Annotated in this window: 11 protein-coding genes and 1 pseudogene; 9 read left to right on the plus strand and 3 right to left on the minus strand. The window is 44.2% G+C overall.

All coding sequences use genetic code 11. The features are described from left to right. The first annotated feature begins 84 nt into the window (after nucleotides 1-84). Together AEQ18_RS09525 and AEQ18_RS09530 are read left to right on the plus strand one after the other, a co-directional pair. Nucleotides 85-1404 carry an APC family permease gene (locus AEQ18_RS09525; protein ID WP_054116110.1) on the plus strand — a complete coding sequence of 440 codons (1320 nt, stop codon included), beginning with the start codon at nucleotides 85-87 and terminating at the stop codon, nucleotides 1402-1404. Then, a complete protein-coding gene (locus tag AEQ18_RS09530) occupies nucleotides 1401-2363 on the plus strand; it encodes a D-2-hydroxyacid dehydrogenase (RefSeq protein WP_054116111.1) in 963 nt (320 codons plus the stop codon). The genes AEQ18_RS09525 and AEQ18_RS09530 overlap by 4 nt, the downstream gene beginning before the upstream one ends. Before the next feature lie 126 nt (nucleotides 2364-2489). Here AEQ18_RS09530 and AEQ18_RS09535 read toward each other — a convergent pair whose 3' ends face one another. Continuing rightward, on the minus strand, nucleotides 2490-3995 hold the full coding sequence (locus tag AEQ18_RS09535) for a flavocytochrome c (protein WP_054116112.1): 1506 nt from the start codon (nucleotides 3993-3995) through the stop codon (nucleotides 2490-2492). A gap of 228 nt (nucleotides 3996-4223) precedes the next feature. On the opposite strand from AEQ18_RS09535, the gene AEQ18_RS09540 reads away from it, so the two are divergent. The 3 genes and pseudogenes from AEQ18_RS09540 to AEQ18_RS16080 all read left to right on the plus strand — a co-directional run bounded on the left by AEQ18_RS09540 (nucleotide 4224) and on the right by AEQ18_RS16080 (nucleotide 6708). Continuing rightward, on the plus strand, nucleotides 4224-4946 hold the full coding sequence (locus AEQ18_RS09540) for a metal ABC transporter ATP-binding protein (protein ID WP_054116113.1): 723 nt from the start codon (nucleotides 4224-4226) through the stop codon (nucleotides 4944-4946). A gap of 1 nt (nucleotide 4947) precedes the next feature. Next, nucleotides 4948-5748, plus strand: a pseudogene (locus AEQ18_RS16075) (iron chelate uptake ABC transporter family permease subunit); the annotation flags it as partial. A 60-nt stretch (nucleotides 5749-5808) separates the two neighbouring features. After that, a complete protein-coding gene (locus AEQ18_RS16080) occupies nucleotides 5809-6708 on the plus strand; it encodes a metal ABC transporter substrate-binding protein (protein WP_054116192.1) in 900 nt (299 codons plus the stop codon). An 88-nt stretch (nucleotides 6709-6796) separates the two neighbouring features. Here AEQ18_RS16080 and AEQ18_RS09555 read toward each other — a convergent pair whose 3' ends face one another. Together AEQ18_RS09555 and AEQ18_RS09560 are read right to left on the minus strand one after the other, a co-directional pair. Beyond that, a complete protein-coding gene (locus AEQ18_RS09555) occupies nucleotides 6797-7651 on the minus strand; it encodes a metallophosphoesterase (protein WP_054116114.1) in 855 nt (284 codons plus the stop codon). A gap of 171 nt (nucleotides 7652-7822) precedes the next feature. Continuing rightward, nucleotides 7823-8542 carry a hypothetical protein gene (locus AEQ18_RS09560; protein WP_054116115.1) on the minus strand — a complete coding sequence of 240 codons (720 nt, stop codon included), beginning with the start codon at nucleotides 8540-8542 and terminating at the stop codon, nucleotides 7823-7825. 185 nt (nucleotides 8543-8727) lie between these two features. Here AEQ18_RS09560 and AEQ18_RS09565 point away from each other — a divergent pair, with 185 nt between their 5' ends. From AEQ18_RS09565 to AEQ18_RS09580, 4 genes are all read left to right on the plus strand, one after another. Further along, complete coding sequence (locus tag AEQ18_RS09565) at nucleotides 8728-9501, plus strand: TatD family hydrolase (RefSeq protein WP_054116116.1); 774 nt, start codon at nucleotides 8728-8730, stop codon at nucleotides 9499-9501. Further along, the gene (gene rnmV, locus AEQ18_RS09570; protein WP_054116117.1) at nucleotides 9491-10066 is read left to right on the plus strand and encodes a ribonuclease M5; all 576 of its coding nucleotides are present in this window, start codon (nucleotides 9491-9493) and stop codon (nucleotides 10064-10066) included. The genes AEQ18_RS09565 and rnmV overlap by 11 nt, the downstream gene beginning before the upstream one ends. Then, complete coding sequence (gene rsmA / locus AEQ18_RS09575) at nucleotides 10063-10944, plus strand: 16S rRNA (adenine(1518)-N(6)/adenine(1519)-N(6))-dimethyltransferase RsmA (RefSeq protein WP_054116118.1); 882 nt, start codon at nucleotides 10063-10065, stop codon at nucleotides 10942-10944. Before rnmV ends, rsmA begins: the two co-directional genes overlap by 4 nt. Nucleotides 10945-11123: 179 nt before the next feature. Continuing rightward, the gene (locus AEQ18_RS09580) at nucleotides 11124-11738 is read left to right on the plus strand and encodes a hypothetical protein (protein ID WP_054116119.1); all 615 of its coding nucleotides are present in this window, start codon (nucleotides 11124-11126) and stop codon (nucleotides 11736-11738) included. The last annotated feature ends 120 nt before the right edge of the window (nucleotides 11739-11858 follow it).

The following is an 11858-nucleotide window of genomic DNA, read 5'->3' on the forward strand; positions in this document are numbered from 1 at the left end:
CTTTTTTTATTTGTCAAAAAGTGCTAGTCAAGCTTACAGCTATCCGCTATACTTTGACTAATTCAAGGTGAAGGAAGTGAAGGTGTGAAAAGTCAATTAAAAAAAGAAATCAGTTTTTTTGGGGCATTATCGACCGTGATGGGGACTGTGATTGGTGCGGGTGTTTTCTTTAAATCCGCCGCAGTTGTGCAACAGACCCAGTCAACCGGTTTGACGTTATTGGTTTGGCTGCTTGCTGGTTTTCTAACGATTTGCGGTGGATTGACCGTGGCTGAGTTGGCGACAGCGATTCCTGAGACGGGTGGGGCTATTCGCTATATTGAAAAAATTTATGGCAAGCTGCCCTCATTTTTGCTTGGTTGGGCGCAAAGTATCATCTACTTTCCTGCCAATGTCGCGGCTTTAAGTATTATTTTCGCGACGCAATGCATCAACTTATTTCATTTATCAAGCCCTTATTTGATGCCATTGTCGATCGTGACTGCAATCAGTGTGACATGTATCAATTTGCTGGGTACGAAAGCAGCTGCAAGGGTCCAATCTTTTACCTTGGCCATCAAATTGATCCCGATTGCGTTGATCATTGTGGCTGGATTGATTTTGCCGGGTCAGGTAGAAGTTTCCCTTGTTGATTTTTCTTCAAACAATCAAGATTCGGTATTGGCAGGGATTAGCAGTGCTTTATTGGCCACGCTCTTTGCCTATGACGGTTGGTTAGGTGTCGGAAATGTGGCAGGAGAGATGAAACAGCCGGAAAAAGACTTGCCGAAAGCAATTATTTTTGGTTTGAGCTTTGTGACACTGGTCTATGTGTTGATCAATGTGGCTTTTCTCAAAACTTTGCCGATCGATCAAATCGCAGGGAACTTGAATAGTGCTTCAGAAACAGCGATGGCTTTATTTGGCGGCTTTGGCGGCAAATTGGTGACGATTGGGATATTGATTTCTGTCTATGGGGCTTTGAACGGCTACACCATGACTGGTCTGCGGGTGCCTTATGCGATGGCTTTGGCCGACGAGATTCCCTTTAGCCGGACATTTGCGACTTTAAGCAAGCGCACCAATGCCCCATATGCGGCGGCTATCTTGCAAGTCAGTATTGCCTGCATCATGATTTTCTTAGGTACCTTCGATTTATTGACAGATATGTTGGTTTTCGTGATGTGGTTCTTTAGTGTATTATTGTTTATAGGTGTGCTATTATTGCGCAAACGCGATCCCCACATGAACCGACCTTACCGTGTCCCGTTGTATCCAATCACGCCATTGATCGCGTTACTTGGCGGTTGCTTTATTTTGGTGATGACTATGATCACGACCCCAGGACTCGCGATCATTGGGATAGGTGTGACAGCATTGGGGATCCCAATCTATTATGCAAAAGCGAAAGGAGCAATCAAATGAAGATTGTTGTACTAGATGGCTATGCGCTGAATCCAGGAGATTTGGATTGGCGAGAAATGGAAGCACTTGGCGATTTGACGGTATACGATCGAACCTCCTATACGGATCCTTCAGAAATCATCACACGGATCGGGGAGGCAACAGCGGTCTTCACCAACAAAACGCCATTGACCGAAGACGTCATACAGGCGTGTCCGGAACTACGGTATATCGGCGTACTGGCCACTGGTTATAATGTGGTTGATCTAAAAGCAGCCAAAGCACAAGGAATCATTGTGACCAATATTCCGAGTTACAGTACGAATGCTGTGGCGCAAGCGACCTTTGCACTATTGTTAGAAGTGACCAATCAAGTCGGCCACCACAATCGATCCGTCCATCAGGGGGATTGGCAGCAAAGCAAGGACTTTTCTTATTGGCAGACACCATTGACGGAATTGGCAGGCAAAACGTTAGGCTTGATTGGTTATGGCGCAATTGCTCAGGCAGTTGCAACGATCGCCCATGCCTTTCAGATGCAGGTCATTTACTATAACCATCGGCCAAAAGCTCCACAAGCTGAGTGGGCCAAACAAGTCACATTAGAAACCCTATATCAAGAAGCAGATATCATCAGTCTGCATGTCCCGCAATTTCCTGAAACAGAGGGAATGATTGATCAGACGGCGTTAGTCCAAATGAAAGATACAGCGATCTTGGTCAACACTGCCCGTGGTGGCTTGCTGGATGAAGCCGCTGTGGCACAAGCCTTGTCAGAGGGGAAACTCGCAGCGTTGGCAGCAGATGTGGTGTCGAAAGAACCGATAGCAGCGGATAATCCATTGCTGCAAGCACCGAATTGTTACCTCACACCTCATATCGCTTGGGCCCCAACAGAAACAAGACAGCGTTTGATGGCGATCGCTGTTGGCAACTTGGCAGCATTTGTCAATGAAACGCCGCAAAATGTGGTTTCCTAAAAAGCAAATGATCTATGGCTGAGGCGGTAGTCTATTTAGCGTTAGAGATGGTAGGATATTTTCTTCAAAAAGAAACAGCAATGTAAAAGGCGAGGGGCGCTTTTACATTGCTGTTTTTCTTATTGCTTACTCTTGTTCTGCTGCATATGCCGCAGATTTTGTTCCTGCTTGACGGCCGAAAATAATGATATCTGCAACGGCATTTCCGCCAATCCGATTATCACCGTGAAGACCGCCTGTGACTTCTCCTGCTGCGAATAAACCAGGGATCGTTTGATCATCTGTTGAGATGACTTCCGTATTGGTATTGATCTTGACGCCACCCATTGTATGGTGGATACCAGGGGCAATCGCGATGGCGTAGTAAGGGCCAGTAGACAGGTCATGGTCCATTCCTGTTTCTCTGCCAAAAGCCTCATCTTTGCCAGCAGCCACGCTGTCATTCCAAGTGGCAACTGTTTCTGCTAATGTCTCTTCGGGCATTGATAATTCTTCAGCCAAAGCTTCAATGGTATCCGCAGATTTGACCAGGCCTTGAGAGGCATAAAAGTCAATCGCTGTCACCCGTTCTTTGACGCCTGCATCAAACACCAATGTGGCCGATTTTTCTGGCAATGCAATAATGGCTGCCGAGACTTTATCACGAGTGTCCATTTCATTATAGAAGCGTTGGCCGTCAGCGTTGACCAGAATCGCACCTTCACCGCGAACAGCTTCAGTGATCAACAATGATTTCGATTGATCGACGGTTGGGTGAATTTGGATCTTGTCCAAATCAACGGTTTGACCACCTAGTGCCTCGATCATTTTGATGCCGTCACCAGTAGAGCCTTCTTGGTTTGTCGTCACATAGTCTTTTAGCTCTGGATCATATTCTTCGATCATATCCATATTGGCACCAAATCCGCCGGTAGTGACAACGACTGCTTTGGCATCGATTGTTTTTTCACTGCCTTCGACATTAACGGTTACGCCATTGACTTGGCCATCAACTTCATTGATTTCTTTGACATCTGCATTCACGAAAATCGGAATTTCGTTCTCATGGATATTGCGCATCAAGCCGTCGACTAAATACTCGCCTACCGCTGAACCGTCTGTTGGGCGGTGGGTTCTTTTTTCGCTCATCCCGCCTGTGACAGTCAAGTTATCCAGTGTGATTCCCATTGAATCAAGCCAATCGATGGCTTCTGCTGAGTGATCAACAAAGTAGCGCAATAATTCTTTGTCATTTGTTCCTTTACCACCAGCTAATGTTTCTTCATAAAATAAGTCGTTTGAATCTTCAATTCCCTCAGCTTCTTGGAACTTGGTTTCTGAAGCATTCATACCTGCAGAAGACTTTAAGGTATTGCCGCCAGCAATCGGCATTTTCTCTAAAATGACTGGATTGGCACCGGCGTCTTTGGCTTGGATGGCTGCCGCCATTCCTGCACCGCCAGCCCCAACGATCACGACATCATAGCTGTCTGCCAACTCGCTAGGATCCGTGTACTCCTGACCAGATGCAGCTGAATTTGCATCCGTTTCTTCACTGCTGACAGCTGTACTGCTTGTTTGTGAATCAGCACCACAAGCGCTTAACAGCGTAAGTGCCCCGACAATTGCGAATGTTTTGCCCAATTTCTTCATTTTATTCCTCCTAAAAACTTTTTTCCAACTAATAGGGTACCATAAAACGGTGGATATTTTTAGATTTTGTTCAATATATCACATGTAAATGAGAATATTTTTATTTTCTATCAATCTGAAAATAAAATCCCTCTTGCAAAACCAAATCAGTTTTGTATAATAGAGATAAGTTAGGTTAGCCTAAAAAATAAAATAAATAAACCTTAACTATAGAAATGGAGTGAGAATATGATTACTTTTTCATCGATATCTGCTACATATGATGGCATACATCAAGCAGTCGAGTCGGTTTCTTTTGTGACAGAAAAGCCATCGATCGTGGGGATTATTGGACCGAATGGGGCAGGGAAATCGACATTTATCAAAGCGGCCTTGCAATTGATCCCGTCCACCGGGTCTGTCACAGCGGATGATCAGCCTTTAGCAGCATTTCAAAGGCGTATTGCGTATGTAGAACAAAAATCAGCGATTGATTATACGTTTCCAATTACTGTCAAAGAAGTGGTATCCCTTGGGTTGTATCCGAATATGCGCTTGTTGCAGCGGATTCGTCCCACTCAATGGGCGCAAGTCAACACAGCTTTAGCTGCAGTGGAGATGACCGATTTTGCGGATCGCCAAATTGGCGAGTTGTCCGGTGGGCAATTTCAACGGGTCTTAATTGCACGGACTTTGGTGCAAGAGGCCGATTTCATTTTTCTAGATGAACCTTTTGCTGGTATCGATGCTGCGAGTGAAGCGATTATTGTGGCATTACTCAGACAATTGCGTGAGGCAGGCAAGACGATTTTTATTGTCCATCATGATCTAGGGAAAATCACAGAATACTTTGATGCGCTGGTGATGTTGAACCAACGCCTGATTGCCTACGGGTCTGTGGCAGATGTGTTTACGGACGCCAATCTAACACGTACGTTTGGCGATACGATCATTGTGAAAGGCGGGATGTAGAATGGTCACAACTTTTTTTACTAGTTTAGGCACCTATCATTTTCTGCAGAATGCGTTGATCACAGCAGTAGCGATTGGCATCGTGGCGGGTGTGATTGGTTGCTTTATTATTTTGCGGGGCATGTCATTGATGGGAGATGCGATTTCCCATGCAGTTTTGCCAGGTGTTGCCTTGTCATATATTTTTGGGATCCATTTTTTTGTCGGCGCGATTTTATTCGGCCTATTGGCTTCGATGATCATTACGTATATTTCTAATAATAGTTTGATCAAGAGTGATACCGCCATTGGCATCACCTTTAGTTCTTTCTTGGCATTAGGGGTTATTTTGATCGGGGTGGCCAATAGTTCTACGGATCTCTTTCATATTCTTTTTGGGAACGTTTTGGCGGTGCAGGATAGTGACAAATGGTTGACGATCGTCATTGCTTTGGTGGTGTTGGCAGTCATTATTGTCTTTTTCCGTCCTTTGTTGATCACCTCATTTGATCCAATGATGGCCAAAGCTTTTGGGATGAAAGTGCAGCGATATCACTACTTGCTGATGTTTCTTTTGACATTAGTCGCTGTGACAGCGATGCAAAGTGTCGGTACGATTTTGATCGTGGCCTTATTGGTGACACCAGCTGCCACCGCGTATTTGTTTACGAAGGAATTGAAAAAGATGATGTTGATAGCTGGTGCGTTAGGTGGTTTGGCATCATTTGTTGGTCTGTTTATCGGCTACACCTTTAATATTGCAGCAGGTTCAAGTATTGTCCTGACAGCAGGTGCTTTCTTTGTATTCGGCTTTCTTTTTTCACCAAAACAAAAAAACAGTCCAGTCAAACGGTGGTCAGCAACTGCTGCTTTGGCCGTGGCAGTGATAGCTGGCGGTTTCTTCTTGGCAGAAAGCAATCATCCATCTAGTCAAACGGAAGGCAAACTGTCTGTTGTGGTCACCAATTCGATCATTGCAGATATCACTGAGAACATCGCTGGTGACAAAATCGATCTGCACAGTATTGTTCCAGTAGGCAGAGATCCTCATGAGTACGAACCGTTAGCAGAAGACGTCCGATTGGCGACGGATGCAGACTTGCTTTTGTATAATGGATTGAATTTGGAAACAGGGGGAAATGGCTGGTTTACCAAATTGATGGAAAATGCCAACAAAGTTGCAGATCAAGATTATTTTGCCGTCAGCGATGGCGTAGATGTGTTATACCTTTCTGACGATGAAGACCACAGCAAAGCAGATCCTCATGCCTGGCTGAATTTGGAGAATGGCATGATCTATGCGCGAAATATCGCGCAGCGATTAATTGAAAAAGATCCTGATAACCAAGCCTACTATGAAGAAAATCTCAACAATTATTTAGCAGATTTAACGGCTCTGGACGAGAAAGCCAAAGCCAACTTTGCTTCGATCCCGGATGAGAAAAAATTGATCGTTACCAGTGAAGGCGCCTTTAAATACTTTTCTAAAGCCTATGGTGTGCCTTCTGCCTATATTTGGGAAATCAATACGGAAGAAGAAGGAACACCTGCACAGATCAAAGATTTGGTCGATCAGTTGCATTCATCTGAAGTGGCTTCCTTGTTTGTCGAAAGCAGCGTCAATACAAGACCAATGCAAAGTGTGTCCCGAGATTCAGGTATTCCGATCTATGATACAGTCTTTACCGATTCGATCGCCGAACCTGGTGAAGAGGGGGATAGTTATTATCGAATGATGCAATGGAACTTAGAGACTATTTATGCAGGTCTGACGCAAGAATAAACACCGGCCCCATCTTATTACCTAAAAAAACCAGCAAATACAGCACGCCTCCATGGGCAATGTTGTACTTGCTGGTTTTCTTTTTGACTTATTGGTCGTCTTTTTGCGGTACCAAGTGATAATAAATCATTTCCGGAGGCACCCCTAAGCGGGCGGGAATTTTTGTCATCCCAATACCGCTTGACACACTGAGAAGTGTCTCTTTCCCGAAAATATATAGACCATCCGTATAGGTGAGCGCGCCTTTGGTTTTCGCATAGTAAAAGGGCAAGCGAATCTGTCCGCCGTGGCTATGTCCAGATAAAATCAAATCATAACTGTGGAGATTGGTGAGGCGCGTGATGTAGTCAGGCTCGTGCAACAACAAAATCTGCCATTCTGCTAAGGTTGATTCATATGAAAAGTTGACTTTCGGACTGTCGATATCAATGCCAGTGATCGACATCGATGTTTTTTCGTCGGAGCCGAAGACCGATTCATTGTCCAATAGGGTGAAACCTGCATTTCGAAAAACTTCTGCTACAAAGTAATGACCATCATGGAGATGATCATGATTACCCAAGACAGCCAATTTGCCCATCGGTGCCTGTAATTTTTTGAGTTTTTCGACTAATCGATTGGTGGAACGATGGGGCCATTTTTTGTAATTGTCGATCAAATCACCCGTGATAACGATCAAGTCCGGTTGTTGCTGGATCGTTGAACGGATGATGCGATTCAGGCGTCGCGGTTTATACCAGCGAGAAACATGCAAGTCACTGATATGGGCGATCACGATCGTTTCATTCTCTTGATACATATCATACGCTTTCGAAATATCCAGCACGGTCTGCTTGTCTTTTTTGATCAAATAATGGCGCTGAGTCAACCGATGGGGTTCTATGATAAAGGAGTATAGCAGCACGCCTATGACGAGGAATGCAAGGATAATAAGGGTCAGCATGGCGAGGCTCCTTTTTTGATTTTTCTCTTATCTAGCATAGTAGATTCTCGCACAAAAAGCAATCTAACAGTGCGTATAAATCTAAATAAAAGATGCCCAACTTGGGCTGGTCAATAAGCATAAAAAAACCGAAGAACGGCAATCAAGCCAGCGCTTCGGAACAAATCGTTGTTACTTCATTTTAGGAGATTTAAATAAACGTCCCTTATGTTTTTTCGGTACGAGCGCCATGATACAATCATAGGGCACCGTCATCAACGCCCAAGCCACACCTTTGCTTGAAGCAAACAGATAATTACGTTTCAAAATCAGATGGCCGCTTATCAAAGCACATGCGATACTACCGTAAAACAACCATTGGTCATTCCATGTTGTAAACTGATGCAATGCGGTGATCAAGATAGGATAGCTGTAGAAATAAAGAGCCGATAGGACAAAAGTCATGTTCTTGGTCAATTGGCGAATCGTCAATAAAAAGAATATGGCTGAAAGCAACAAACCTAAAGGCGGAAACAAGCTGACTAAAAATGAATAGAGGATCCCCCACAGGATCATGCCAGGACCTTTGATCAATGCGGCAACGATCAATAGAACAAAAAGGAATAAGAGCTGTTGAGAAAATGTCGCTGCAGTGAAAAGGGTGAACGTGCCGAGTATCAGCCAATGGGAAAAGGTATTTGTTTGATTGGTTTGCGGCACTTGCTGCTGCAATTTCAACCAAGTGGCAAAATTTGGAAAGTCGTGCTGGAATTCCCGTTTGAAATCTGGCCCAAATTGTTGGTGGGCATTTTGCTGTCGATAATATTGATAGCGTTTTTTCATCGTTGATTTGCTTCGGAAATCCGAATCCGTTGAAAAAAAGCGGCTGCCAACAACTTTTGATTTTTCCATGTTTACACCTCCATAGGTTTATCTACTACTCAGTATAGGAGAATCCAGGGGGAACTTCCTCCAACCTGAGGCGGATTTTTTACCACTTGCTGAAAGTTTCCTAAAGTCAGTGAAAAAAGCAACCATGATTCGTTTCTTAAAGTCGCAAAATATGCTAGAGTATAGGAGAACTAAGGAGGCTAATCATGATTTTTGATACACATACTCATTTAAATGCAGAACAATTCAATGAAGATATTCCAGAAACGATTGCCCACGCCCAAGAACTTGGTGTGACTGAGATGGCTGTGGTAGGGTTTGATCATCCTACAGTGGAAAAGTCACTTGCGTTGAGCAAGGAATATCCATTCATTTATAGTATTATCGGCTGGCACCCTACTGAAGCAGGCGGTTATACGCCAGCTGTTGAAGCATTCCTAGAAGAACGACTGGACGTGCCAAAAGTTGTGGCTTTAGGTGAAATTGGATTGGATTATCATTGGATGGAAGATCCTAAAGATGTGCAAGCGCGGGTTTTTCGCCGACAAATCGCTATCGCAAGAGAACGGGGCTTACCGATCAGTATCCATACCCGTGACGCGATCGAAGACACCTATGCAATTTTGAAAGAGGAGAAAGTTCAAGATATCGGCGGCATTATGCATAGTTTCAGCGGCGATGATGAATGGGCCAAGAAGTTTCTTGACCTAGGTATGCACATTTCTTTTAGCGGCGTCGTCACGTTCAAGAAAGCATTAGATGTACAAGCGGCAGCCAAAATCGTGCCGCAAGATCGTTTGCTCGTTGAAACGGATGCGCCGTATCTTGCACCTGTTCCTTATCGTGGCAAACGCAACGAACCTGGCTACACCCATTATGTCGTGAATCAAATTGCTGCTTTGCGGGATCAGACACCGCAACAAGTCGCTGACTATACCAGAGAAAATGCCCATCGGCTGTTCAACATCAATGGCAACTAAGCCAAAGATCGAAGAAATCATTGTCGTCGAAGGCAAAGACGATACCCGCAGACTCCAAGAAGTATTCGATGTCGACACCATTGAAACCATTGGTTCAGCGATCGATCAAGGTATTTTAGATCAAATTGAATTGGCACAAGAAACACGGGGAGTGATCGTTTTTACCGATCCAGATTTTTCAGGAGAAAAAATCCGTAAAATAATCATGGAAGCTGTTCCTGATGCCAAACATGCTTTTTTGCCCCGCAGTCAAGCAGCACCAAAAGGCAAAGGCAGCTTAGGCGTAGAACATGCGAGCCATCAGGCTTTGAAAGAAGCTTTGCAAAAAGTCGTGACACCAATCAATGACCAAGACGCTGCAGAGAACCAGCCGATCGACCGCCAATTGCTGTTGGCTTTTGGCTTGATTGCCGGACCTGGGGCGAAAGAGAAGCGAGAGCGGCTTGGCGATATTTTGCGCATCGGTTATACGAATGGCAAACAATTAGAAAAAAGGCTGGCAATGTTTCGGATCACAGAAGCTGAATTTGCCGCTGCGATGAAAATAGTGGAGGATGAACAATAATGGAAGAACGAGATATTGCTACCCCCTCGAGAACCAAAGAAATTTTAGCAAAACATGGATTTACCTTTAAGAAAAGCTTAGGGCAAAATTTTTTGACAGAACCGAACATTTTGCGCAAAATCGTGGATACAGCTGGAATCGATCAAGACACCAATGTCATTGAAGTTGGACCGGGCATTGGTGCACTGACCGAGCAATTAGCCAAACATGCCAAACAAGTCGTGGCATTTGAGATCGATGATCGGCTGATCCCAGTATTGGCTGATACGATGCTTCCTTATCCAAACGTCAAAGTCATTCATCAAGATGTCTTGCAAGCAGACTTGGCAACGACCATCAGCACAGCATTCGATCAAAATCTACCGTTGAAAGTAGTGGCCAATTTGCCTTATTACATCACGACACCGATCATGATGCACTTTCTAGAATCCAATGTGCCTGTGCAAGAAATGGTTGTCATGATGCAAAAAGAAGTTGCTGATCGTATTTCAGCAGAACCTGGCACCAAAGCGTATGGCTCATTGTCGATTGCAGTCCAATACTACATGGAAGCCAAATTGGCTTTCATCGTTCCCAAGACTGTCTTCGTGCCACAGCCTAATGTTGATTCCGCAATCTTGAAATTAACCCGGCGTGAAACCCCTGCAGTGGCAGTAACGGACGAAAAAGAATTTTTCAAGTTGACCAAATCAGCCTTTCAATTGCGTCGCAAAACATTGTGGAACAATCTGCAAAATACTTATGGCAAAGATGAAGACACTAAAGCATTGTTGCGAAATAGCCTTGAAGCCAGCGGCATCGATCCGACACGTCGCGGAGAAACGCTATCCTTGGCAGAGTTTGCTCGTTTGAGTAACGAGATGTTGGCGCGGAAATAATCTGCTTGACGCACATATTTTTTTGAGGGAAACGAGTGATTCGTTTCCTTTTTTTATAGACTTTAGACAATGACGCATAGAATCTAGTGTTGTGCCTCTTGTGTCTTGACACCTGGTGTAAAGACAGGTAGAATAAGCTCATTAAACGTGTCAAGACACATTGAAGGAGTTTGTAAAAAATGAAAAATCATTCTATTCGTCATTTGACCATTGCTGCTTTACTGATCGGGATGGGGATCGTGATACCGATGGTCATGCCCAAAATCGTGATTGGACCGGCGTCATTTACATTGGCCAGCCATGTACCAGTATTTGTTGCGATGTTTTTCTCACCAGCGATGGCAATTGCCGTCGCGTTAGGGACGACATTTGGGTTCTTTTTATCATTACCGCCAATCATTGCGTTGCGGGCGTTGTCCCATGTGATTTTTGCCGTGATTGGTGCCCTTTATTTGCAAAATCATCCAGGTATTTTGCTAAAAAAAGGCAAGCCGACGTTGTTTAACGGAAGATTACAATTGTTTAATTTGGTGATTGGGCTGATCCATTCCGTGATCGAGATGGGTGTGGTTGCACTCTTTTACTTTACAGGGAATGTCCCAGGGACTTCTTTTGATGGCAATTTTTACTATTTCCTCTTTGTCTTGATGGGCATTGGCGGATTGATCCATAGTTTGATTGACTTCAATCTGGCCTATTTTGTGGCTGGCGCACTTAGCAAACAATTTGAAATCAACGCATTCAAACAAGCGAAGCAGCGTTTTTTGAAAAAACAAAAAGAGCTGGTTTCATAAAAGCGTGGGGTTAGGGCTATAAGATATTTTCTTGCATCAAAAAGGCAGAGAGGACGGGCAATCGTTCATTTCTGCCTTTTTTATCGTACGTGTTGCTTAGGAGAAAGCAAGGTAAAGGAA

The organism is Enterococcus sp. RIT-PI-f, from assembly GCF_001297065.1.
In the GTDB taxonomy this organism is placed as follows: domain Bacteria; phylum Bacillota; class Bacilli; order Lactobacillales; family Enterococcaceae; genus Enterococcus_D.